The following is a 23,748-nucleotide window of genomic DNA, read 5'->3' as shown; positions in this document are numbered from 1 at the left end:
ATCTCAAACCTTATGTTGAGCTATCAAGCTGATAAATGTTATCTAATATCTTAATATAATCAATTCTCGGTTGAAAGCCAAGTATTATGCGATGGCCTTTTTCTATCACTTCATCCTTTGTGATCGATTTCCTTCCGCCATTTTCCATCCGCTCCCAAAAAGCGAGTAGTTCCTTTGCTTCTAGTAAAAATAACTCGTCAGTGGTAGAAAAGCGTAAAATGACAAAGCAAATGCCCCTTTGTTTTATGATGTTCCTCATATGTTCAATTTGATGAGAATGGAAGTTATTAAAAGGGAATGAGGTGGTATTTTTAGTTTCCTTTGCTTCGAAATCAATATACTTACCTTTGTAAATGCCATTATAGTCAGTTGTAGATGCCTGTTTAAAGTATGCTTCTTTAATAACAGCTGCACTTCTTGCAGGATAATCCACTTGAACAATTTGTACTGGTGTTGGCTTCTTGTGTATGACTGCGATCCCTCTATCTAAGTAATATTGGTTGCTATCGTTAATATCGTCCTCCAATGTCATACCTCTTTTACCATATGACGGATTCTTTCGTTTTCTTTTTTCTATTGTGCTTTTTTCTGCAGGTACGTATTTTCTCCCGTTCGGGTAATGAAATGCCATAGACTTCACCTCACAAACTATACCTTATCATACCAGAAGCAAGATGTAATCGGGTGGTCAAAAAGCACTAATATAACAAGGTGTACTTGTTTTGTAATATTTGACGTAAAAGAAGGTGAAAATGTTTCATTTTCTTTTCAGTGTTGCCGTTTAGACATATTTTCAAACGTTTTTTCATATGCTGTCGAAAGAAGGTCATTATATAAAAAATCCTTCTTTCTTTGCCGAATCAGTTCTAGTTTTGTCAATCGCAAAGGAGATAAAAATAGGAAAGCGAATGTACATTATATCAAAGACGCGACCTTAAAGGAGGCATGACTTGTCAATGAAACCTAATGTGACTGAAAAACAGGAATTATTACTCATGCTAGAGGATATTTATAATCAATTGGAGGCTTTAGAGACAGCTGTGCAAAAGAATCTACAACAATTAAAGTTCAATCAACAAAAAGAACAAATCGAAAAAGTAGAAGCGTGTCATGAAAAGTTAGTGGAATTAGAAAGTTTTCCGATGGACGAGCTTCACCAACAAGATACGACGGATTCACATTTTGTGAAATACAAACTTGGTTATCGCTAATCATTTACGAGTAGTATAGTCGTAAGCTACAATAAGGTTAGCTCATCTATGATTTTTACAGAATGACTGGAGATGAACATGATGAACAAGCTAGCCAAACACTCAAAGGAAATCTTAATGCATTTGGAATGGATTGAGAAGCGCTATATAGATGGTAGAAAAGAAAATAAGAAAGCGGATTTTTTCGACGAAGTTAAGCCTTATGCCGATAAGGTGAAAAAAGAGTTAGATGTATGGCAGGAAGAAGCACTTCTATTTTTACAGACAAAAGCAACGAAGAAGTTATGGCCGATGCAAATCAATTCTGCTTATGACCAAATTGAAACATGCTCGATTCAAGCTTTTTACCCTGAAACAAGTAAATCGAGATTTACCAATCAATTGCAGTCTGCAAAATTTGTTGTTGAGACGTTGTTAAGAATCGTAGAAGAAAGTGAAGTGTGATCAAGACTCAGGACGAATAATTTAAAGGTCCTAACTTCATTTCAACGTACGATCATTTCGCCACTTTTTCTTACACCGAATGATTGGAAAAGGGAGAGTAAGCTTCAGTATAAATAATAGAAGGAAAAAAGGAGCCACTATAAAAGTGACTCCTTTTTTCCTTCTGAGTTATGAATGTTTTTTCCTATTTCATAGTAATTAGGGATCCGTCTTTAAAAAAACTTTCAGGAATGACAGCACCTAATGATTCTAATTCACGAACTAGATTTCGATAATCCAAAATGGAAATTTCATTGTGGATATAAGCTCGTTTAGAGAAATCTAGTAGTTGGTTCGCGTGATCTGGCTTAACTTCCTTCACTTGTTGAAACTTCTGCTTTAGCTCGTGAACATTCATTTGAATCTTCCTCCCCCAAATAATGAAATAATCTTAAAAGGATACTCATCCAATCATGCGATGAAATATGAAGTTTTAAAGAAATGTAGGAAAAAACAAATCTTTAAATATATAGTAACACGAAATAAATAGATTGCTTATTTTTCAAAAATTTAAACTTCCGACAAAGTTCAACAATTAATGACAGATCGCGAAATAAGGATTTGTCTTTTATAAATGCAAATATCATTAAGGATAATCACCTAATTCGCCTATTCATCATACAGTATAATGATGATGAATAAGGAGGATGTTTGCCCATGTTTGGCCGTAAAAGAAATGAGAGAAGTAAACGAAATATGCCTGTTGCATGGAGCTTTAATCCATATTATGCACCTTACCAATCTAATATGTCCTACCCTGCTGAAATAAGACAAATGCCAGTAATGCAGTCCGTTCCACACCCGATAATGAATGGACAACAACAGCCATTATGGAATCAATCTCAACTAAATTATGCTTATCCAACGAATTATCCGTATCAGACCCTTCCATATGGTCATATGTATCCGCTGCAACCAGAGGTAAATAATCACCAACCAAACTACCCTTTACAGGAGAGTCCAAATTACTTTCACAATCCACTCGAACCAAATGAGCAGCCGGTAAATAAATCTTTTAACATGCCAAACCAATATAACTCCATGAACCCGTATCCAAAACAATCTTTTGTTGCGAAACAACCAAGTAATGTTCAATCGATTATGAATAGCTTTAAGTCCCAAGATGGTTCACTAGATTTTAATAAAATGATGGATACAGCGGGGCAAATGATGAATGCTGTAAACCAAGTTTCCTCAATGGTAAAAGGGGTCGGTGGTTTCTTTAAGGTGTAGGGTTGATAGTCTAATAGGATGATCATAAGGTTCATTGATGGATAAGTAAATCGGCAATAGGCTTTAAGGTAGTAACTATTAATTGGATTAATGCAGACATATACTTACTTTGGCCATGTGACGGCAAAAGAGCACATGGCTTTTTATGATGGCTTGTTCCGAAAATGCCATCATAAAAAAGAGTGAGTGCACGGAAGTTTGGCTGCTGTTTTTCTTTCGTTATGAAAGGGAATTTAATAAATATCAATTTAGATGACACGTCTTGTATTCGGAAATAGGAGAATTGTAAAAAAATATTGACAATGATGTTGGAAAGATGAAAAATAGTTAGCATGACGAAAGAAGCAGAAGGGGGAAAGAAATGGTTCGTTATATCCAGCAAATGATTATCGTCATCTTTCTTATTTTATTTCTTGCAACATTACCATCAATCGTTTTAGTTGATCCTACAAATGGTACGGTTAGTTTGAATTTTTCCCAATTTCCTTCAATAGTAGGAAATTTCTTTAAAGAATTAAGCACTGGCAGCCTAGGTACATTTTATGTAGGAATGGAGCAAAGGTCGATTGCTTCAGAGGTTGGCGATAATTTTTTCACTTCCTTTTATATTGTTTTTGTAGGCGTATTTATTTCCATTCTTTTCAGTTTATTATTCGGTATTTTCTTAAGTCGATTCTACTTAACAAAAATTTTTCGTCTCATTATGAATATCATCTCGACCATTCCTGATTTTATTTTTATTATTTTTGCTCTACTCTTGGCGGTGAATATTTATAAATGGACAGGCATTAGAGTCGTCTCCTTTTTACCGAATGGGGGTGCATTGAATATTTGGTTCCCGATGGTTCTCGTTGCGATTGCCCCTTCTATTTATCTATTTAAATTGATTTCTGAGAGGTACTTTTTAATAGCTGGAGAAGATTATATTCGTACAGCTGTAGCTAAAGGCTTGAAAATTGATCGTATTAATTTTCAGCATGTGTTTAAAAATATTGAGCCGTTTCTTGTAGCTGACTTGGTGAAAGTATTATCCCTTGCCATCGGTAATTTATTTATTGTGGAATATTTGCTCAACGTGTCAGGTCTAACAAAGTTTGTTTTTCAAAGTTCTGGTGATCCGCAGCCTATTGCTATTGGCCTATTTGGCATGCTATTCATTTCGCTTCTTGTCTTTGCCGCTATGAGACTTTTACTTTATTTATTTAAACGAGGGTTTATTTATGAATAAGTTATATAATCGAAATTACGCATTGTATTTAGGGATAATTAGTGTATCGATTGTATTATTTTTTACGATATTTGGTCCGAAAATAGCACCCCACTCCATCTTTATGGCATTAGAGGTGAAGTATATGGATGGCGATGTCATTTCACCACCATTACAACCTTTTGAATCAATGGCATACCCTTTAGGAACAGATCTGTGGGGATACGATTTATTGTCAATGATACTATATGGTTTGCGATATACGGTGTGGATCGCTATTGCGGTTGCTGCAATAAAAATGATAGTCGGTACAGTACTAGGTATGTTTATTGGTACATGGAAAAAAACGCCTTCTTTCATTATCGCTTTTGAAGGTGCTTGGAGTTATGTACCTGCATTTTTAATTTTATATTTCTGCTTATTGCCTATTAATTTTGGATCTGTATTGGAAACGCCTATTCTTATAGCGTATTTCATCGTTATTGCCTCACTTGTTGGCATTCCAAGTATTGTATCTTCTGTTAGGCAAAAAACAGCTGAAATTTATAAAAGAGATTTTGTTTTGGCATCCATTACTCTTGGGGCAAAGAGGTGGAGGCTATTATGGCGTAACGTATTTCCACAATTAAAAGAATCGTTACTTGTGATGTTCACAATGGAAATTGTTTATGTGATTACAATCATGGGTCAGTTAGCTTTATTAAATATTTTTATCGGCGGAACAATTGTTAGAAATGATCCTGTTATCTACTTATCGGTTACAAAAGAATTATCAGGTCTTGTTGGGCAAGCGAGAGATAATTTGATGGGCAATCAATATATTTTAATGGTGCCACTTATCATTTTGTTAATCACTACGATATCCTTTAGTTTGTTAACCGCAGGGCTAAAAAATAAATTCCAATCAGATTATGCTAGAATGCCTTGGATTAAAACAGGAATTAAACCAAAAGGGAAACCAAGCCGAAAAAGATTAGGTGAAAAGCGATTTTTAAACTTTAGTTTACATAAAGTGGGTTTCGCTATCCTTTTCTTATTATTTGTTATTGGGGGTATACTTGTTCATCAATATAGTGATTCGAAAATTGGTGTAACAAATGAAAATGAAGGGGGCTATTCCTTAGCGCTTTCGATGGTAAGTGATAAAGAATTTACAGTGAAAGAAGAAGTGACAGTTAAGAACCAATCAGAAGATAAATGGGAAGAGCTACTTTTTTTTGCACCGAGAGATATAGCCCAAATAGAACGTAATGAAATCACTGTTAACAAGGAAAATCTACCTTACGAAATAAAGGATGGCGTTTATTACATTTCGTTACCGGAAAAATGGCAAGGCGAGAATCAATTTGATGTGCAATTTAACTATAGAATGACAGGAATAGAAGATGCTGATATTTTCCAAGACTGGTATTTTGCATTAGCACCATTTAAAAACGGAAAATGGTCAGAAGCGACAAAAGATAATCCATATGTTCAACATCATCATGCATTATTATCTTCATTTAAGGTAAGCTATGATCTTCAACCAGGATATACATTTATATCTTCTGCTATTGAGAATGACAAGGAGATGGTCTCCATTGATGATGTGAAGAATTTCTCCTTTTCTATTGTGTCTGATAATTGGGATCAAAACGAAAGGGTTACACAGAAGGATACCCAGGTTCGCTTTTTGCAACAGTCTCCATCACTGGAGGAATCAGCTGAAGAAGAGATCATAACGGTGATTGATTATTTTGAAGAAGCGATAGCACCTCTACCATTTAAGCAAGTAGATATTTTCATAAGTGATAACTTGGAAACAGAGAGTTTGCCTGGGATGGTCATATTGAATGTAGAAGAAGCGCAGGATTCATATATGATAGCTAAAGAGGTGGCTGCTCTTTATTATGCATCGGCTATCAGTCAGGACCCTAAAAATGATAGCTGGATTGGATCGGGTCTATCTCATTTAGCTGCTTATCAATATAGCGTCGATCAAGGTGAGGAAAGTAAGCAACAGGCTTTGGCTTACTTACAAGAAGAATTAGGGGCGTTAGAAGAGCATGTGAATGGAAGCCAAGTATCCAATACCAATATCATCGAGGTTAAACATGAAGCTGTATTAAATGCACAACCTGCATGGAAAATAATCGAATTAATCGAAGAACATTACGGTTATAGAGGGATGAGTCCCGAAGAAGTCGGTGAAAAATATTTATCTTCCTTTTATGAACAGTTTGCCGGAAGAGAAGTAGATACTGAAATTTTCCTTCAGTTTACACGAGACTACTTCAGTGTACCTTCAGGGGCGTTTAGTCGGTGGTTAAATACAGAAGAGGTTGGGACATAAGTATGCTAGCTAATGGTTTATCCGGAATGATTAGGAGTTCTAGCGTCTAATCATTCGGTTTTTTGTGTGATTTGAACCCTTATTATGAAAAGAATAGTGAAATGGAGCGGAAGATACTCGAATCCTGCGGGAAATAGAGGGAAAGCTGAGACCCCACAGGCAATGCCTTAGGAGACTCATCCCCTCCCAGCGAAAGCAAGTGACTGTAGCGCAATGGAACGGACTTTTTTGCAAATGATATTTTAAGATTAATTTGTTATTGTTCTTTTTTGAGGTTAGCTCATTAAGTTATGTCCCAGCCTCTTTACGGTCATTATATTATTTTAAGTTGATCCTTTTACCTTTTGGTTTAGGCACTTTTACGATAAGTAAGCCATTGGCGTGAGAAGCTTGAATGGTGCTTTCATCGATAATAAAAGGTAAGGGGATCGTCCTTGTTGATTGTTGGAATGCTTGTTTTTTTTGATATACTTGCTGTAAGTCATCCTCACTCGTTTCAATATCGAGGCGGTGGATCGTAATTTTAATATAATTATTAATGGCATTCAATTCAATTTGCTCACGGTTTATGCCTGGCAGTTCCGCTTTTATAATATAATCATCAGCGTTTTCATTTACTTCTATATGAAAAGAAGTAGCGAAAGGAAACGGATTTTTAAAAAAGTCGTCCATTGTCTGCATGAAGTTTTTTACAGGTTTTTCATGAAAAAATTGATTCATGGATTTCATTAAATCCCCGAACGGCTCCTTTCTTTTTTCACTCATGTAACTCCCTCCCAAATAAATCAAACATTTCCTTTATTCTATGCACTCGATAAAGTTTGGGTGATTTGAAAACTCTAATAGGAGAGATGGAATAATATTCTACTAAATAAATAGAAAAAACCCTTTTTCAGCGAACGTTTATTCGCTAAAATAAAAGGATGAGGTGAAGAACGTGAAGGTGAAAAAGAATTTACAAGAACTGATTAAAGAGCTTAAGCAATCCGATAAATTTGGAGAACAAATAACGTATTGGCATACATTGGAAGAGAAGGAAGCGCAAGTGGCGGATATGCCGATTGGATTAGATCCTCATTTAATGAGCGCCTTAGAAAAAAGGGGAATCTCCCGTCTGTATACTCACCAGCGCTCAAGTTACGATGCCGTTATGGCTCAGCAGTCCATTGTTGCCGTTACACCGACAGCGTCGGGAAAGACGTTATGTTACAATTTGCCAGTATTACAAACGATTATTAATGATCCACAAGCAAGGGCACTCTATTTATTTCCTACAAAAGCACTTGCTCAGGATCAGAAAATGGAAATCAATGAATTGATTGAAGAGTCATCTCTTTCCGTTAATAGCTATACATACGATGGTGACACACCTTCAAATATTAGACAAAAAGTGAGAAGAGCGGGCCATATTGTTATGACTAATCCGGACATGCTTCATTCAGCTATTCTCCCACATCATACGAAATGGGTATCATTATTTGAAAATCTTCGTTTTATTATCATTGATGAATTACATATTTATCGCGGTGTATTTGGTTCTCATGTAGCCAATGTTCTACGGAGATTAATAAGAATCTGTGAGTTTTATGGAAGTAAACCCGTTTTTATATGCACATCTGCGACCATTGCCAACCCCCTTGAACTTGCAGAGGAGCTAACAGAAGCGAAGATGAAATTAATTGACAATAATGGTGCGCCGAGCGGACGCAAACATTTTGTATTTTATAATCCACCGATTGTAAATAAACCATTAAATATAAGAAGAAGTGCGACACTCGAGGTTAGAAGGCTAGCGAGTGAAATGCTAATGAACAAAGTGCAAACGATTATTTTTGCTAAAAGTCGTGTAAGAGTGGAAGTATTACTCAAGTATTTACAAGAGCTAGTCAAACATAAAATTGGTCCGAAAGCAATCAGAGGTTATCGTGGGGGTTATCTTCCTTCTGAAAGAAGATCAATCGAAAAGGGTCTACGTCATGGAGAAATTTATGGAGTGGTTAGTACAAACGCACTCGAACTTGGTGTCGATATTGGTCAGCTGCAAGTTTGTATTATGACTGGTTACCCAGGGACAATTTCTAGTTCTTGGCAGCAAGCTGGTAGAGCTGGGCGTAGACATAGTGAATCACTCGTCATTATGGTTGCTAGCTCAAACCCATTAGATCAATATATCATTGATCATCCTGATTATTTCTTTAAACGAAATCCAGAAACAGCAAGAATCAATCCGGATAACTTAATCATTCTCATCGATCATATTAAATGTGCTGCCTATGAATTACCTTTTAAGAAAGGAGAGTCATTTGGTCGCTTTGAAACCGAGGAAGTATTAGACTATTTAACTGAAGAACAGGTGCTGCATGAAAATCAGCAAAAGTATTATTGGATGAATGATTCATTCCCAGCGCATAATGTTAGTTTGCGGTCTGCATCGCAAGAGAATGTTGTCATTATCGATCAATCAGATGTGGCGAATGTCAAGGTGATTGGTGAGATGGATCGTTTTTCTGCGATGACATTGTTACATGATGAAGCCATCTATCTCCACCAAGGTACACAATTTCAAGTTGAGTATTTAGATTGGGAAGAGAAAAAGGCTTTTGTACGAGAAGTAGCCGTCGATTATTATACAGATGCCAACTTAGCCGTCGAATTAAAAGTATTAGAGGAAGATAAAACAAAGCGAATTGGCAACGAGCAGATTGGCTATGGTGATGTGAGTGTAACGGCCATGGCAACGATATTTAAAAAAATTAAATTTGATACCCATGATAACATCGGCTCTGGACCAATCTCATTACCCGAAGAAGAATTGCACACAAGTGCTACGTGGGTGACATTTTTTGCAGAAGGGTTGATGTTTGGAAAAGAACGACTGGAGCAAGGATTAATAGGTGCCGCTCATGCCCTAAAAGCAATTGTTCCATTATTCGTCATGTGTGATCAGACGGATGTTCATGTCGTCCCACAAGTAAAAGCGATTCATAATGAAAAACCAACATTATTTTTCTACGATAAATATCCCGGTGGTGTAGGATTAAGTGAGAAAGTATACGATCAAATTGATCAACTAATAAGAGAAGCCATCTCAATGATTGAGAGATGTCCTTGTGAGGCCGGCTGTCCTTCGTGTATTGGCACAGATCTTTCTTCTGAGACGGGTAAAGGAGATGTTTTAAAGTTATTTCAAACATGGCTATAAGGAGTAGGTGAGTAGTGTGTCATTAAAAAATAAATTGAATCGTTTACAATCACATATGTCTCATACTACCGAGAAAAAAGTAAAAATAGAGCAGGAGGAATGTCTACCCGTCTTCCCTTACCAAGACATTTGGCAACAACATGATGTTTCTCCTTATCGTGATATAGAAGGTAGTACTTGTCTCATTAGAGAAATTCATTATCCCCTAGATTATTTACATGGAAATTACCGCTTTCAAGAATTATACAATGTCATTGAAAAATGGAACGAAACGACCGAGTATCACCCGTTAACAGCGAAAGGTCATCAAGCAGAGGACTTGTTCTTTTTTGATACTGAAACAACAGGGCTTGGAGGCGGAGTGGGTAATACGATTTTCTTATTAGGTTATGCGAGCCTGAATCGAAAAGGAGTCACATTAAAGCAACATATATTACCTGACCCTGGAGGAGAAATCGCTCTCTATAAAAGTTTCTTAGAATCGATTGATTATACAACAATGGTGACCTATAACGGTAAGGCGTTCGATTGGCCGCAATTACAAACACGTCATACATTAATTCGTGAACATTTACCCAAACTACCGCCATTCGGGCATTTTGATTTATATCATGCTTCAAGAAGGTTATGGAAACATAAACTCGAGCGGACGAAATTATCTATTGTTGAAAGAGAAGTATTAGGAGTAAAAAGAGTAGATGATATCCCAGGTTATCTTGCACCGATGATTTACTTTGATTATTTAGATACTAAAAACCCTGAAGGTATGTTAGGGATCATGAAACATAATGAAACAGACATTCTCTCACTGATCACATTATATATCCACTTGTCTAACCAATTACTAGGATTAGATAAAGAGCAAACCTCAAGAGAAGCCTATGAGACGGCGAGATGGTTTAACGCTATTGGTGAAATCAAAAAAGCGCAAGTGGGGTATGAAGAATTAGCACAAATGAATGATGAGGCAGGAATGAAGGCGAAACATCAGCTAGCTTGGCAATTAAAAAAGGAAAAGCAATGGGCTAAAGCAGCAGAGTTATGGCAGATGGTTTCTTCTGATGGAGATGACCAAGAAAGGCTTAGTGCATGTGTTGAATTGGCAAAAATATATGAACACCGGATGCCAGATCCCTTGCGAGCGATCCAATATACAGATAAAGCTTTAAAGCAAATAGAAACGAACGAGAAATATAAAAAGCATAAAGACGAGCTATATAAACGTAGTGAAAGACTAATAAGGAAATTACAGAAAAGCATCCACCGGGAGGAGTAATTGTCCCGGTGGAGATCTTTATTTATATCCCTGATGTATTCATTAAAACAACTCTCCAGCCATCAGGGTCTTCAAATGTGAAACCTTTCTCCTCCCAGTATGGGTTTTCTGGTGAAACCGTGTGGTACCCCAAGCTATGTAATCTATTTTTTATATCCATCATTTCTGATAATTGAGGAATATAAAAAACGAATAGGTCTTCTTTTGTAGGTGAAGGAACCGGCTGTCCAGATTCGTGTTGGATGATTTCTAAGTGATAACTAGAGTCCGGTAAACCAATCATTATCCCTTGATATCCTCTATGACCTTGGAAAGATCCTATCTGTTGTAACCCTAAACCTCTGCAATAAAACCGTTTTATTTCTGTTAATTGATTAGTCGGACGTGCGACTCTTACTTGGGCAACAGCTGCGCCATTTGGCCACTTCTTTGTCATTGGAAAAACCTCCATTTCTTTCTTCATTTTAATTATAGAAAGTGAGAAGGTTTTTGCCGTCTGTTTGATGTCTGAAATTCTATAAGACTTTAGACTTACGTCGTTTGCGTTAATCGTATTTTTATTTGTAAAAAAAAACCACTAAAAAGGGCAACTTTCTTAGTTGTTTTATCAGATATTTCCTTGTACAATAATCCGTGTATGAAATGAATGCTAATTGCGAGGATGATTTTTAAATGTACAGAGCTATTTTATATATTTTCTTTTTTGTCGTTATCATTACAGCTGTTTTTATGTCAACGATGAAGGATAGTTTTTATAGTTTACTATTTATATAATTTGGGTGCGATTATAGGTGGATTTCTCAGGGCAGATTTCCTAACTTCTCATAGAATGAAAAAAAGGTTTTTTTATCTAGTGAGAGGAGAGATTTTATGCACCAATTTCCACATAAACCAAATGATTTGCAACCGATTGTTCATCCAACTAACCATCATGTTAACCATGTTTATGAGACCGTTATTATTCCACATTTTCATCCCAGTCATACGACAACAGTGAAACATATTAATTATCAGCATGTACATTTCGATCATCCTTCTTCAGAAGTACCGGCTATACATGGGCAAGTACCGTATCGCCCTTTCCCACTTCATCCTTTTAATAGAAGGTTTAGGAGATTTTGAAAATGGAGCACGAAGAGGCTGGGACATAAGTATTCTAGCTAATGATTTATCCGAATGATTAGGAGTTCTAGTCTAATCATTCGGTTTTTTGTGTGATTTAAACCCTTATATGAAAAGAATAGTGAAATGGAGCGGAAGACACTCGGCTCCTGCGGGAAATAGAGGGAAAGCTGAGACACAGGCAATGCCTTAGAAGACTCAGCCCTTCCCCGCGGAAAGCGAGAGTACGTGAGCGCAATGGAACGGACTTTTTTTCAAATGATGTTTTAAGATTAATTTGTTATTGTTCTTTTTGAGGTTAGCTCATTTAGTTATGACCCAGCTTCTTTTTAAAAATTTTTCAAAAAATTCAATCTAAATAAGCGTGAGAAAAGAATACGCAACATGTATGGATTAACCTATCGAGCTCGGAATCTCTGTTAATTATCGGAAAAATGAGAATATTTTTCGAGCATACACGATTGAATCGGGAATAGAAATAAAGATAGCTTAACAAAGCTCAAATGTTAGAAATGTTGATTCAATATATAATCAAGTGGAATGTTGTATCACGCGTTACTGAGATTTCCGGGTCATCTGATGTTGAAACGAAAGATACCTTGTATTTGCTTTATAATCCTTCGATTTAAATGAGGGAATATGTTAAAATTAGGCTAATATGAATTTGAAATAGTTGTAAGGAGAAGTTAAAGTTGGTAAAAGTAACCACTGTCTCAGGTTATAAGCCTTTCGAGTTAGGAATTTTTAAAAAAGATGAACAAGCAGTAACGTATATCAAAAGGGCAATTAAAAAACAATTGCTTATATTACTTGATGAAGGATTAGAGTGGGTGCTCATTAGTGGGCAGCTTGGAACGGAGCTATGGGCAGCAGAGGTCGTTTACGAATTGCAGGAGGAAGGATATGAACACTTACAGTTAGCTGTAATCACGCCTTTTTTAAATATAGAGGGGAATTGGAAAGAGGATAATAAAGAATGGTATGAATCAATTGTAGCAAGAGCTGATTATGTTGATGCAGTCTCACATAAGCCTTATGAAAACCCTAATCAATTTAGAATGAAAAACATTTTTCATCTAATAAAGAGTGATTGTCTTATCCTTTTTTATGATACGGAAAAAGAAGGGTCTCCCAAATATTTATTTGAAGAGGCACTAAAGTATCAAAATAAAGAAAATTACGCCATACATCAAATCTCGTTTTATGATATACAATTAATAGTAGAAGAAGATCAAATGACCCAAGATGGATTTTAACGCGTGAAACCGATAAATTAAATTGACAAAAGTGTTGTTATTTGAAAAAATAAAGAATACTATTGGCGATACTAGAGGTGAGTATAATGCTATCTGATAAAGTTAAATTAACGAGTAAGGATATATTAGAAAAAGAATTTAAAACGGCCATGAGAGGCTACAAACCTGAAGATGTAGATAAATACTTAGATTTAATTATTAAAGATTATGAAACCTTCCACGCTGAAATTGAAGAATTACAGCATGAAAACTTGAAATTAAGAAAAGAACTTGAGGAGTCTAATAATAAAAGACCTCAAGCCGTTTCGCAACCAGCAGGTACAACAAACTTTGATATTCTAAAAAGGTTATCAAATTTAGAGAAGCATGTATTTGGAAGTAAATTGTACGATTAATTAAACATTAGTGACTTTCAAAAAAGCCCTTGCTATTCATAAGAATATTACATATAATATTCGTTGTATCATTAATAACGTTCGGGTAATCGCTGCAATTTTTTGAAATTGTAGAGGAAAGTCCATGCTCACACAGGCTGAGATGCCAGTAGTGTTCGTGCCTGGCGAAGTCATAAGCTAGGGCAACTTTAAAAGTTGACGGCAGGGAAAATACCTAAGTCTTTTAAGATATGGTATGAATACCTTTAAAAGTGCCACAGTGACGAAGTCTTTTCAGAAATGAGAAGAGTGGAACGAGGTAAACCCCGCGAGTGAGAAACCCAAATTATGGTAGGGGCACTTTCCTAAAGGAAATGAACTGATGGGAAGGACAGGCGTATCGTCTGTAGATAGATGATTACCACTATGTACGAGGCAATACATTGCCGTTTGTAGTACGTAGAACAAAACATGGCTTACAGAACGGAATTAATGTAAAAAAAGAAATTATAGGCTCTCCTAATATAAGGAGAGCTTTTCTTTCAATTTAAGATTAGAATTCAGTTAAGTTATTAAATCAAATAAAGTTATGCAAGCTTGCTGTTGAGCGAGATCGAATAAGAGATAAAAGGATGAACGTTGTGTCAAAATTTCAATTGATTGCCACCTCTGCAATGGGGCTAGAGGCGCTTGTAGCCAAGGAAGTTCGTGCGCTAGGCTATGAATGTCAAGTTGATAATGGAAAAATCACTTTTGAAGGTGATGCGCATGCGATTGCCCGAAGCAATATGTGGTTAAGAACTGCGGATCGTATCAAAATCAAAGTGGGAGAATTTAAAGCAAAAACATTTGATGAATTATTTGAGAAAACAAAAGCCTTACCATGGGAAGCTTTTCTTCCAGAAAATGCAGAGTTTCCTGTTTCGGGTAAATCGGTTAAGTCCAAACTATTTAGTGTTCCTGATTGTCAAGGGATTGTAAAAAAAGCAATTGTCGAGCGGATGAGGCACCATTATAAAACGAATGGTTGGTTAGATGAGAATGGCCCGTTATTCAAGATTGAAGTCGCTCTTCTTAAGGATGTGGCAACGATAACAATTGACACGAGTGGAAGTGGATTGCATAAAAGAGGTTATCGAACTGGACAAGGTGAAGCACCGCTTAAAGAAACCTTGGCAGCGTCACTTATCATGCTGACTAATTGGCATCCAGATAAACCATTTGTAGATCCTTTCTGCGGGTCAGGAACAATTCCTATTGAAGCTGCTTTAATAGGACAGAATATCGCTCCTGGATTTAACAGAGAATTTGTTTCAGAAGGTTGGGGCATTATCCCTACTAAAGTTTGGGATGAGGTACGAATGGAAGCGGAAGATCTTGCTAATTATGATCAACCACTAGATATTACTGGCACGGATATTGATCATCGCATGGTGAAAATTGCTGAAGAAAATGCCTTCGAAGCGGGTCTTGGCGATCTTGTGCAATTTAAACAGATGCAAGTACGTGACTTTACAACAACGAAGGATTATGGTGTCATTGTTGGAAATCCGCCATATGGTGAACGGTTAGGTGATAAACCAGCAGTGCAAAGAATGTATAAAGAAATGGGCGAAGCTTTGTCTTTATTTGATACATGGTCTATTTATATCCTCACTTCTGACGAGGAATTTGAACAAATGTTCGGAAAGCCAGCAACAAAGAAAAGAAAACTTTTTAATGGTTTTATTAAAACAGACTATTATCAATATTGGGGCAAGCGTCCTCCACGCAAAAACTAATAGACTCTCCATGAAATTTATGATTGTATTTCTCTTTTAAAGCAGGTATATGATGTGATAAAAGTGAATAGAATACATATATCGAAAGGTTCATGGAGGTCATGATAATGAAAGATACGCAAATTGATTTTCACAAAATAATGCAAGCAATTGATGGATCTATACAGGCGATATCATCAGATCAAATAGAAGATAGTGATGCACTAAAAAAATTGCAATCTGCCCAACAAGAAATTAGGCATGCATTATCGTATTCATTATCAAAAATAAATTAAAAAGGTAGTAATCGCTAATCGAAACCTTGTATGATTGAGGGGTTTCGACTTTTTTTTGCTACTATAGGGTTCATAAAAGAAGAAAACGGGGGAGCGTCATGCAACAGAGTCAGATGCCGTTTACGGTTGAAAAAACAGAATCATTCTACGAGAAACTTGGGGATTGGATTGGTGATGTATTCTATGATCTACTTCCAGAGAGTGGATTTGATATACGCGATGAACAAATCTATATGGCTTTTCAATTAGAAAATGCAATGAAAGACCGTAAAGTCGTATTTGCTGAAGCAGGAGTAGGCACAGGAAAAACGATTGTCTATTTATTATATGCCCTTTGTTACGCGCGGTACCGCCACCAGCCGGCGATTATTGCTTGTGCTGATGAAACGTTAATTGAGCAATTAGTAAAGCCAGAAGGAGATATTGCTAAGTTAGAGAAAGCTTTAAATTTAAATATTGATGTTCGTTTAGCCAAATCAAGAGAGCAATATTTATGTTTGAATAAATTAGATAAACAACTTGCGTCTATTGATAGTGATGATATCTTTATGGAGGTACATGAAAGCCTTCCATCATTTGTTGAGGAAAGTGTCTCCATGAAAAAGTTTACGCCTTATGGTGATCGCAAAAGCTATCCAGAGCTGACAGATGAACAATGGGAGCAGGTTGGTTGGGACTCCTTACAAGATTGTTTCACTTGTGAAAAACGTCACCGTTGTGGTCAAACCTTACATCGTGACCATTACCGCCAATCAACAGACATCATTATTTGCTCTCATGATTTCTATATGGAACATATTTGGACGAAAGAATCAAGAAAGAGAGAAGGACAGTTACCACTCTTACCGGAAGCATCTAGTGTTGTCTTTGATGAAGGCCACTTATTAGAATATGCTGCCCAAAAAGCTTTAACCTATCGCCTAACTGAACAAATTTTAGAGTCGTTGTTAACGAGATTAATGGCAAACGATGTACGTGAAAAAACATTGCATACAATTGAAGATACCATTTATCAAAGTGAAATGTTCTTTCGCCAACTATCACAAACGACTGAGAAAATTGCTGGCTCTGAAAAACAAATGATTAAGCGAGAGAAAGCTTTAATGGATGAGGCGAAAAAGCTATTTGCCCTTATTAGTCAGCTAGAAGAAGAACTTGTGTTTGAAAGTGAAATGTATGTCATTAATGAATATGAACTAAAGGTTGTTGAAGAGTATCTTGAGCAGATTTCCTATTCTTTATCACTATTTATTAAAGACCAAAGTGGTATCGCTTGGTTTGAAGAGGAGAAAGAAGAAAGAACATTGATCATTATGCCGAGATTGGTAGAAGAAATTATGAGAGAAGAAGTATTCTCCCAGGACATTCCTTTTATCTTTTCATCAGCGACATTATCTGAGGAACAATCATTTAACTATATGGCGAAAAGCTTAGGCGTTGATGATTTTCTTTCTTTCACTGTAGATTCACCATTTGATTACGAAAATAACATGACGGCCTTGGCGCCATTCTTTAAGCCAGGCGACCATCGGCAAAAAATGGACTATATGATTGAGCAATTAAATAAAGTGCAAGGCGGTAGTTTACTTCTTTTTTCAAAAAAAGAAGAGCTAGCATTGTTTAAAGACTATGCAGAAGGAAAACTTACCTACCCGATTTATTTTGAAGGAGAAGCAGAAATCAGTACGCTCGTTTCAAAATTCCAAAATGAAGAGCAGTCCATTCTTGCGTCGGTTCATTTATGGGAAGGGTTGGATATTCCAGGTGCATCACTTGAAAATGTCTTTATCTTCTCCTTACCATTTCCACCAAATGACCCTGTCTTCCAGTCAAAAAGGGAACAAACAAGTCATGCTTTTGAAGAAGTGGACATGCCTTATATGTTGCTGCGCATGAGACAAGGCATAGGCCGCCTGATTCGTACGAATGACGATCATGGTAATGTGCATATTTTATTTGACGAAAATCATTCGGAAGAGGTTAAGGAAAAGGTATTGAATATACTGCCTGTGATGGTTAATAATGGTTAAAATAAAAGAGAGACTTCAATTTAGGTCTCTCTTTTATTATGGGCTAAATAAATACTTTGATTGTTATTTTTAATTATGTAGCAGCTAATAAAGATAAATAAAACATCAGCTTTTATAGAATAGATTATGCTAAAATAAACCTAGTAATAAGAAGGGGGAATGACGATGGATGCGATGATTACTAATGTTGAAAATGAGTTTTTAGCATTTGTTAAAAAAGTGATGGCTTATAAGGAAGCAGTTTCTCTTATGCATTGGGATTTACGAACAGGTGCCCCGCGCAAAGGTGCTGAACAAAGAGCTGAAACGATAGGTATGTTGTCTTCTGAGATCTTTGCCATGTGTACGAGCGAAGAAATGGCGGCATACATAGGGAAGTTAAGTGATGAGCAGGCAAAAAATAAACTTTCAGAGCGAACGAATAGGTTAGTTGAAGTATGTAAAAAAGAGTATGATTTGAATAAAAAAATTCCTGCTGATGAATTTAGAGAATATGTATCTATTCAATCGCACGCTGAAACAGTATGGGAAGAGGCACGAGAAAAGTCAGATTTCTCGATGTTTTTGCCGTATTTAGAAAAACTCGTCGATTATAATAAACGTTTTATCAATTATTGGGGTTACAAAGAACATAAGTATAATACATTATTAGATCACCATGAACCAGGGATGACGGTGAAAACATTAGACGAAGTGTTCGGACAGTTACGACAATCGATTGTGCCACTTGTAAAAGAAGTTGCTCAATCACAAAGTAAACCAGAAACAGATTTCCTATATGCAACTTTCCCTAAGGAAAAACAAAAGGAATTTACAATCCAAATTCTTAATCAAATGGGCTATGACTTTGAGGCGGGGAGATTAGATGATACCGTCCATCCATTTGCAACTGGTATTAATTCTGGAGATTACCGAATCACAACGAGATATGACGAAAATGATTTTCGCATGGCAGTATTCGGTACGATTCATGAAGGTGGGCACGCGATTTATGAACAAAATATCTCTAAAGAGCTAGAAAATACCCCCCTCCATCAAGGTACATCAACAGGTATACATGAATCACAATCGCTTTTTTATGAAAATTTTGTCAGTCGCCATAAAGGGTTCTGGCAACATAATTTTGCACTGCTCAATCAATATGCACCGGATCAATTTGACGGCATTACATTAGATGAATTCTATCATGCGATTAATGAATCTAAGCCATCTATGATTCGTATAGAAGCAGATGAATTAACTTATCCGCTTCATATTATGATTCGTTATGAACTAGAAAAGGCATTATTTAATGATGAAATCGAAGTGAAAGATTTGCCGCAATTATGGAATGAAAAATATGAAGAATATTTAGGGATTACGCCTAAAAATGATGCAGAAGGTGTCTTGCAAGATGTCCATTGGGCAGGTGGTAGCTTCGGTTATTTCCCATCCTATGCGCTAGGATATATGTATGCAGCACAATTAAAACAAAGCATGTTGCAGAGTATCCCGGAGTTTGATCAATTAGTAGAAGCGGGCAATCTTACACCGATACGAGAATGGTTAACTGTAAATGTCCATCAGTTTGGCAGTTTGAAAGAACCTTTAGAAATCATTCAAGCAGCTACAGGTGAAGGCTTAAATGTCCAATATTTAATTGACTATTTAACGGAAAAATATCGTGAAATTTATCAACTTAACTAGAGATTGTTAGAAATGGAGGGAGGTAGATGAAGCGGATTCTGCCCTTTATAATGATTGCCGCGGGGGCAAGCTTATGGGGCATCATCGGATTATTTGTTAAAGGACTAGCTTCCGCTGGATTCACATCAATGGAAATCGTTGCGATTCGTGCAGTATTTGCTGTCTTATTTTTGCTACTCATTGGTTTTGTACATTATCGAAAAGAGATGAAGCTGCATGCGGTAGGTGATGTGCGTTACTTCCTTGGTACTGGCATTTGTAGCATCGTATTATTCAATTTTTGTTATTTCACGACAATGAGTGAGATGAGTATTTCCATGGCAGTTATTTTTCTTTATACTGCACCTGCATTTGTAACCATTCTATCATTTATGTTTTTAAAAGAGAAAATGACAATAAATAAAATCATCGCCGTTATAATGACTATGGCAGGCTGTATATTAATTGCAGGGTTAGCTTTAGGAGAAAGTCAAATAACCATTTTAGGTATTATTACAGGTTTAGGCTCTGGTATTGGTTATGCGCTTTATACGATATTTGGTAAATTTGCGCTCAACCGCTATTCTCCGTTTGCCGTAACATTTTTTACTTTCGTTATCGCAGCTGCTGTGCTTATACCAATAACAAGTTTATGGGAGAAAATTACACTCTTCAGGCAAACGGATGTATTGCTTTTAAGTGTTGGCCTAGGACTTATACCAACAGTCCTTGCTTATATTCTTTATACAAAAGGGTTAGAGAAGACAGAAGGAAGTACTGCAGCAGTCATTTCCACAGTTGAACCGGTTGTTGCTACAATAATGGGTATACTATTATTTAATGAAAGCCTTGTTTGGCTACAAGTAGTTGGTGCCCTTTTTATTGTCGGTTCAGTTGTTGTTGTGAACTTACCGCAAAAGAAAAGGAAACGATATGCCATTGATGAATTCACTCAATAATATAGTTTCGTAAGTTTTTAAACCATCTGAATCTATTCATTGAAGTAGGTTTAGATGGTTTTTAGGTAGAAATGATTTAGTTTGGCGAAATATTTAGGATGAGCGTAACATGAGATTTTAGAAAATTTACAATAATATACGAATGATAATTAAATGAATTTCTATATTGTTCGTTTTTTCTAACATAATCCTATTGAATTTTCAAAGTCGCATGATATAATGATAGTAATTCAATTTAATTAACTTAATAGTTGTCATTCATATAATAGCGGAAATAGGGTCCGCGAGTTTCTACCGAATAACCGTAAATTATTTGACTATGGGTGAGCAAGTGGAGGAGTAGTCTTTTTATCTGCTCTTGTTTCCACACCTTTAAAACCTAAAGGTCCTTGCTGCACTCAAGTTGAAAGTGAAGCGGATGACTTTTAGGTTTTTTTGTATTATAGCCAAGGGGGATTATTATGGAGCTGCTTAAAGAAAAAATCAAACAAGAAGGAAAAGTACTTTCAGAAACTGTTTTGAAGGTAGATTCTTTTCTTAATCACCAAATTGATCCTGAGCTTATGTTAGAAATAGGCAAAGAATTTGCAGCTCGGTTTAAAGATGAAGGCGTGACGAAGATACTTACATTAGAATCTTCAGGAATTGCTCCAGCTGTAATGACTGGATTATATTTGAATGTACCTGTTGTCTTTGCGAGGAAGAGAAAATCTTTGACATTGGTCAATGATTTGTTAACTGCAGAGGTGTATTCTTTTACAAAACAAGAAACCAATGAGATTTCAGTATCGCAAAAATTCATTAGTGAAAATGACCGTCTATTAATTATTGATGACTTCTTAGCAAACGGTCAGGCAGCTCTAGGCTTGGCGGATATCGTCGATAAGGCGAAAGCATCCATCGCTGGTATGGGCATTGTCATTGAAAAGGGATTCCAAGATGGGGGAAAACAATTACGCGAAAAAGGTTATAAAGTTGAATCTTTAGCAATTGTTCAATCGCTTGCGGGTAGCAAGGTTACTTTTACACAAGTTGAAGAGATGGAGGAATCCTCAAAATGAATCAAAATCCGTTGAAATTAGCTTCCCTAGGAATACAACATGTGCTAGCGATGTACGCTGGAGCAGTTATTGTCCCATTAATTGTTGGTGGTGCACTAGGTTTAACAGCAGAGCAATTAACCTATCTTGTATCCATTGATATTATGATGTGTGGGATTGCTACATTATTGCAAGTTTGGAAGAATAAATTCTTTGGTATCGGTTTGCCGGTTGTCTTAGGTTGTACATTTACAGCAGTAGGGCCGATGATCACAATCGGCGGAAACTATGGTATTACATCCATTTATGGTGCCATTCTTGTTTCAGGCTTGTTTGTAATATTGGTTGCTACTTTCTTTGGCAAATTGGTTAGGTTTTTCCCACCTGTCGTAACAGGATCAGTTGTGACAATTATCGGATTAACTTTAGTTCCTGTAGCGATGAATAATATGGCCGGCGGGGAAGGTAGTCCAGATTTTGGTTCAACGGAAAATGTTATTTTAGCTTTTACAACGCTTCTCGTTATCCTAGTATTGTATAAGTTTACTAAAGGCTTTGTACGTGCTATTTCTATTTTAATTGGTATTGTTGTCGGTACGATTATTGCTTCTATTATGGGGAAAGTTAATTTTTCAGCGGTTGGCGAGGCGTCATTTTTCCATATGCCACAGCCATTTTATTTCGGAATGCCTACTTTTGATTTGATTCCGATTCTTACAATGATTCTCGTGGCAATGGTTAGCCTTGTCGAATCTACGGGTGTATATTTCGCGTTAGGTGATATTACAAATAAAAAATTGAAAGATAAAGACTTAGCAAACGGTTATCGTGCAGAAGGGTTAGCGATCGTTTTTGGTGGTATTTTTAACGCATTTCCATACACAACTTTTTCACAAAATGTTGGTTTAATTCAATTGTCAGGTGTGAAGACAAAAAATGTCATTTATGTTGCTGGTGCTTTTTTAGTCATCTTAGGATTAGTACCTAAAATCGGTGCATTAACAACTGTTATTCCATCTTCTGTGCTAGGTGGAGCAATGATTGCCATGTTTGGTATGGTTATAGCATCAGGAATTAAAATGTTAAGTAAAGTTGACTTTAACTCACAAGAAAACTTACTCATTATCGCTTGTTCTGTTGGTCTAGGTGTAGGGGTTACATTTGTTCCAACGATCTTTGCGAATCTACCAGAAAATATCCGTATTATTACTGAAAGCGGAATTGTGGTTGGGAGTTTAACGGCAATTATTTTAAATATCGTTTTTAATATGCTTGGAAAAAAGAGTGGAGTAAATGAAGAGGAAGTTGAGCAACCGAAAGCTTCTTAATTAGTGAAGAAAAGCAGCTGATATTCAAGTCAGCTGCTTTTCTTTGCCTCTATAGAAATGTTGGCGGTTCAAATCGAATGCATTAAAAGTCGATTGCTTCGCCAAGCTTTGATATAAAACGAAATTGGTTTTGCTTCTACATCTATAGGAAATAATGCAAAGCTATCCGAGCAAAACTCGTTTTCTTCGATATGTACTACAAACTTCTGAATCCAATAATAGGCAAGAGTCTTTTCTGTTTAGTTATTAATATATTTTTCGAACACTGAACCGAAGTCTTTTTCATGTAATTGATTTTTACTTGAGTCAAGCCAATTAAATGAAAATTCTGTGAGGGCTTGGAATTGTTTGGCTAGGTCTTGTTCACCGATTCTCGAATTATGTAAAACTTGAACGGCCTTATCAAGACTATCATTGGCCATTTTTAGCATAATTTTGTTCTCATACACTTTTTCGGCAATATATAATAATGCTTTATATAAGTCTTTCAATTCATCTACTTGCTTTTTATCTACATCAATACTGAATGGGATACTACCAAGATTAAATTTAATCTCTACATCTAAGTCAATCTTACCAGCTGTTTCTAGCTTTACGTCACTGATGTCATATTGGAAGTAAGGATAACGCTTCATGACTCTTTTTGAAGAGATTGCATTTTGGCCATCAATATGAATTAAACCTAAGTTGGTAAAGCAATATTCATCACTTTTCGTCATAATAAGAAAATAGATTTTTTCATTATCTTCATGACGTACAAAATCATCTGATTGTGTTTTATCAAAATCCTCTGGTTTTATAATTTTCCCGATATCTGATAACCCTAATGCATCTGAAGCAATTTTTTTAAACATACGAATACGCCCCTCTGTTAATATAATTAGTCAATTGTTACCAACTTTCATTATAAGGGATATTTCATTTGATTTGCATCACAAATTTGTAAAATTTGAAAGAAGTATGAAGCCAATTAG

Annotated in this window: 22 protein-coding genes, 1 other RNA gene and 1 riboswitch; of the genes, 18 read left to right on the top strand and 5 right to left on the bottom strand. The window is 36.2% G+C overall.

The window, feature by feature from the left end; translation table 11 throughout:
• Positions 1 to 10 precede the first annotated feature (10 nt).
• Positions 11 to 631, bottom strand: a complete 621-nt coding sequence (gene recU, locus MHH73_RS14000; RefSeq protein ID WP_341067591.1) for a Holliday junction resolvase RecU — start codon at positions 629 to 631, stop codon at positions 11 to 13.
• Positions 632 to 950: 319 nt separating this feature from the next.
• Here recU and MHH73_RS13995 point away from each other — a divergent pair, with 319 nt between their 5' ends.
• Together MHH73_RS13995 and MHH73_RS13990 are read left to right on the top strand one after the other, a co-directional pair.
• Positions 951 to 1,211 (top strand): hypothetical protein, encoded by a 261-nt coding sequence (locus tag MHH73_RS13995; RefSeq protein ID WP_341067588.1) that lies wholly within the window; start codon positions 951 to 953, stop codon positions 1,209 to 1,211.
• A gap of 81 nt (positions 1,212 to 1,292) precedes the next feature.
• Entirely contained in the window at positions 1,293 to 1,655 is a 363-nt protein-coding gene (locus MHH73_RS13990) for a DUF1798 family protein (RefSeq protein ID WP_341067586.1), read from the top strand.
• 184 nt (positions 1,656 to 1,839) lie between these two features.
• On the opposite strand, the gene MHH73_RS13985 is transcribed toward MHH73_RS13990, so the two are convergent.
• Positions 1,840 to 2,052, bottom strand: coding sequence for a YppF family protein (locus MHH73_RS13985; RefSeq protein ID WP_191810945.1), 213 nt, complete (start codon positions 2,050 to 2,052; stop codon positions 1,840 to 1,842).
• 299 nt (positions 2,053 to 2,351) lie between these two features.
• Here MHH73_RS13985 and MHH73_RS13980 point away from each other — a divergent pair, with 299 nt between their 5' ends.
• From MHH73_RS13980 to MHH73_RS13970, 3 genes are all read left to right on the top strand, one after another.
• Positions 2,352 to 2,927 carry a YppG family protein gene (locus MHH73_RS13980; RefSeq protein ID WP_341067583.1) on the top strand — a complete coding sequence of 192 codons (576 nt, stop codon included), beginning with the start codon at positions 2,352 to 2,354 and terminating at the stop codon, positions 2,925 to 2,927.
• Between the two features lie 361 nt (positions 2,928 to 3,288).
• Positions 3,289 to 4,155, top strand: coding sequence for an ABC transporter permease subunit (locus MHH73_RS13975; RefSeq protein WP_341067580.1), 867 nt, complete (start codon positions 3,289 to 3,291; stop codon positions 4,153 to 4,155).
• On the top strand, positions 4,148 to 6,466 hold the full coding sequence (locus tag MHH73_RS13970; RefSeq protein ID WP_341067577.1) for an ABC transporter permease: 2,319 nt from the start codon (positions 4,148 to 4,150) through the stop codon (positions 6,464 to 6,466). Before MHH73_RS13975 ends, MHH73_RS13970 begins: the two co-directional genes overlap by 8 nt.
• A 318-nt stretch (positions 6,467 to 6,784) precedes the next feature.
• Here the strand turns inward: MHH73_RS13970 and MHH73_RS13965 are convergent, their stop codons facing one another.
• The gene (locus MHH73_RS13965; protein WP_341067574.1) at positions 6,785 to 7,231 is read right to left on the bottom strand and encodes an Hsp20/alpha crystallin family protein; all 447 of its coding nucleotides are present in this window, start codon (positions 7,229 to 7,231) and stop codon (positions 6,785 to 6,787) included.
• Positions 7,232 to 7,403: 172 nt separating this feature from the next.
• Between MHH73_RS13965 and MHH73_RS13960 the strand changes: the two genes are divergently transcribed.
• Complete coding sequence (locus tag MHH73_RS13960) at positions 7,404 to 9,668, top strand: DEAD/DEAH box helicase (protein ID WP_191810953.1); 2,265 nt, start codon at positions 7,404 to 7,406, stop codon at positions 9,666 to 9,668.
• 16 nt (positions 9,669 to 9,684) lie between these two features.
• Entirely contained in the window at positions 9,685 to 10,944 is a 1,260-nt protein-coding gene (locus MHH73_RS13955; RefSeq protein WP_341067571.1) for a ribonuclease H-like domain-containing protein, read from the top strand.
• Positions 10,945 to 10,966: 22 nt separating this feature from the next.
• On the opposite strand, the gene MHH73_RS13950 is transcribed toward MHH73_RS13955, so the two are convergent.
• Positions 10,967 to 11,380, bottom strand: a complete 414-nt coding sequence (locus MHH73_RS13950) for a VOC family protein (protein WP_341067568.1) — start codon at positions 11,378 to 11,380, stop codon at positions 10,967 to 10,969.
• Positions 11,381 to 11,814: 434 nt separating this feature from the next.
• Here MHH73_RS13950 and MHH73_RS13945 point away from each other — a divergent pair, with 434 nt between their 5' ends.
• The 11 genes from MHH73_RS13945 to MHH73_RS13895 all read left to right on the top strand — a co-directional run bounded on the left by MHH73_RS13945 (position 11,815) and on the right by MHH73_RS13895 (position 22,774).
• Positions 11,815 to 12,066 carry a CotD family spore coat protein gene (locus MHH73_RS13945; protein WP_341067566.1) on the top strand — a complete coding sequence of 84 codons (252 nt, stop codon included), beginning with the start codon at positions 11,815 to 11,817 and terminating at the stop codon, positions 12,064 to 12,066.
• Between the two features lie 692 nt (positions 12,067 to 12,758).
• Positions 12,759 to 13,322, top strand: coding sequence for a DUF1273 domain-containing protein (locus tag MHH73_RS13940; RefSeq protein WP_341067563.1), 564 nt, complete (start codon positions 12,759 to 12,761; stop codon positions 13,320 to 13,322).
• Positions 13,323 to 13,408: 86 nt separating this feature from the next.
• Positions 13,409 to 13,717 carry a cell division regulator GpsB gene (gpsB, locus tag MHH73_RS13935; RefSeq protein WP_191810963.1) on the top strand — a complete coding sequence of 103 codons (309 nt, stop codon included), beginning with the start codon at positions 13,409 to 13,411 and terminating at the stop codon, positions 13,715 to 13,717.
• Positions 13,718 to 13,794: 77 nt separating this feature from the next.
• An RNA gene (rnpB, locus tag MHH73_RS13930) (RNase P RNA component class B) lies at positions 13,795 to 14,180 on the top strand.
• 148 nt (positions 14,181 to 14,328) lie between these two features.
• Complete coding sequence (locus MHH73_RS13925; protein ID WP_445662525.1) at positions 14,329 to 15,477, top strand: THUMP domain-containing class I SAM-dependent RNA methyltransferase; 1,149 nt, start codon at positions 14,329 to 14,331, stop codon at positions 15,475 to 15,477.
• Between the two features lie 107 nt (positions 15,478 to 15,584).
• Positions 15,585 to 15,752, top strand: coding sequence for a hypothetical protein (locus MHH73_RS13920; RefSeq protein WP_191810967.1), 168 nt, complete (start codon positions 15,585 to 15,587; stop codon positions 15,750 to 15,752).
• 98 nt (positions 15,753 to 15,850) lie between these two features.
• A complete protein-coding gene (locus MHH73_RS13915; RefSeq protein WP_341067556.1) occupies positions 15,851 to 17,782 on the top strand; it encodes an ATP-dependent DNA helicase in 1,932 nt (643 codons plus the stop codon).
• 165 nt (positions 17,783 to 17,947) lie between these two features.
• Positions 17,948 to 19,468, top strand: coding sequence for a carboxypeptidase M32 (locus MHH73_RS13910; RefSeq protein WP_445662524.1), 1,521 nt, complete (start codon positions 17,948 to 17,950; stop codon positions 19,466 to 19,468).
• 26 nt (positions 19,469 to 19,494) lie between these two features.
• Positions 19,495 to 20,406 carry a DMT family transporter gene (locus tag MHH73_RS13905; protein ID WP_341067554.1) on the top strand — a complete coding sequence of 304 codons (912 nt, stop codon included), beginning with the start codon at positions 19,495 to 19,497 and terminating at the stop codon, positions 20,404 to 20,406.
• 238 nt (positions 20,407 to 20,644) lie between these two features.
• Positions 20,645 to 20,746, top strand: a riboswitch (purine riboswitch).
• Between the two features lie 121 nt (positions 20,747 to 20,867).
• Positions 20,868 to 21,467 carry a xanthine phosphoribosyltransferase gene (locus MHH73_RS13900; protein ID WP_191810973.1) on the top strand — a complete coding sequence of 200 codons (600 nt, stop codon included), beginning with the start codon at positions 20,868 to 20,870 and terminating at the stop codon, positions 21,465 to 21,467.
• Entirely contained in the window at positions 21,464 to 22,774 is a 1,311-nt protein-coding gene (locus MHH73_RS13895; RefSeq protein WP_191810975.1) for a nucleobase:cation symporter-2 family protein, read from the top strand. Before MHH73_RS13900 ends, MHH73_RS13895 begins: the two co-directional genes overlap by 4 nt.
• Before the next feature lie 239 nt (positions 22,775 to 23,013).
• On the opposite strand, the gene MHH73_RS13890 is transcribed toward MHH73_RS13895, so the two are convergent.
• Complete coding sequence (locus MHH73_RS13890) at positions 23,014 to 23,628, bottom strand: PH domain-containing protein (RefSeq protein WP_191810977.1); 615 nt, start codon at positions 23,626 to 23,628, stop codon at positions 23,014 to 23,016.
• Between the last annotated feature and the right edge of the window lie 120 nt (positions 23,629 to 23,748).

It is taken from the genome of Cytobacillus sp. FSL K6-0265, from assembly GCF_038003465.1.
GTDB classification, from domain to species: domain Bacteria; phylum Bacillota; class Bacilli; order Bacillales; family Cytobacillaceae; genus Cytobacillus; species Cytobacillus stercorigallinarum.
The sequence above is the reverse complement of the archived record's forward strand: the minus strand, read 5'-3'. Positions and strand labels throughout refer to the sequence as shown.

Coding starts and splice junctions, on each gene's coding strand:
- MHH73_RS13950 (WP_341067568.1), bottom strand. CDS start 11,380: ATGACAAAGAAGTGGCCAAATGGCGCAGCTGTTGCCCAAGTAAGAGTC.
- MHH73_RS13905 (WP_341067554.1), top strand. CDS start 19,495: ATGAAGCGGATTCTGCCCTTTATAATGATTGCCGCGGGGGCAAGCTTA.
- MHH73_RS13910 (WP_445662524.1), top strand. CDS start 17,948: ATGGATGCGATGATTACTAATGTTGAAAATGAGTTTTTAGCATTTGTT.
- MHH73_RS13890 (WP_191810977.1), bottom strand. CDS start 23,628: ATGTTTAAAAAAATTGCTTCAGATGCATTAGGGTTATCAGATATCGGG.
- MHH73_RS13925 (WP_445662525.1), top strand. CDS start 14,329: ATGAACGTTGTGTCAAAATTTCAATTGATTGCCACCTCTGCAATGGGG.
- gpsB (WP_191810963.1), top strand. CDS start 13,409: ATGCTATCTGATAAAGTTAAATTAACGAGTAAGGATATATTAGAAAAA.
- MHH73_RS13965 (WP_341067574.1), bottom strand. CDS start 7,231: ATGAGTGAAAAAAGAAAGGAGCCGTTCGGGGATTTAATGAAATCCATG.
- recU (WP_341067591.1), bottom strand. CDS start 631: ATGGCATTTCATTACCCGAACGGGAGAAAATACGTACCTGCAGAAAAA.
- MHH73_RS13975 (WP_341067580.1), top strand. CDS start 3,289: ATGGTTCGTTATATCCAGCAAATGATTATCGTCATCTTTCTTATTTTA.
- MHH73_RS13990 (WP_341067586.1), top strand. CDS start 1,293: ATGAACAAGCTAGCCAAACACTCAAAGGAAATCTTAATGCATTTGGAA.
- MHH73_RS13915 (WP_341067556.1), top strand. CDS start 15,851: ATGCAACAGAGTCAGATGCCGTTTACGGTTGAAAAAACAGAATCATTC.
- MHH73_RS13900 (WP_191810973.1), top strand. CDS start 20,868: ATGGAGCTGCTTAAAGAAAAAATCAAACAAGAAGGAAAAGTACTTTCA.
- MHH73_RS13980 (WP_341067583.1), top strand. CDS start 2,352: ATGTTTGGCCGTAAAAGAAATGAGAGAAGTAAACGAAATATGCCTGTT.
- MHH73_RS13945 (WP_341067566.1), top strand. CDS start 11,815: ATGCACCAATTTCCACATAAACCAAATGATTTGCAACCGATTGTTCAT.
- MHH73_RS13920 (WP_191810967.1), top strand. CDS start 15,585: ATGAAAGATACGCAAATTGATTTTCACAAAATAATGCAAGCAATTGAT.
- MHH73_RS13895 (WP_191810975.1), top strand. CDS start 21,464: ATGAATCAAAATCCGTTGAAATTAGCTTCCCTAGGAATACAACATGTG.
- MHH73_RS13985 (WP_191810945.1), bottom strand. CDS start 2,052: ATGAATGTTCACGAGCTAAAGCAGAAGTTTCAACAAGTGAAGGAAGTT.
- MHH73_RS13970 (WP_341067577.1), top strand. CDS start 4,148: ATGAATAAGTTATATAATCGAAATTACGCATTGTATTTAGGGATAATT.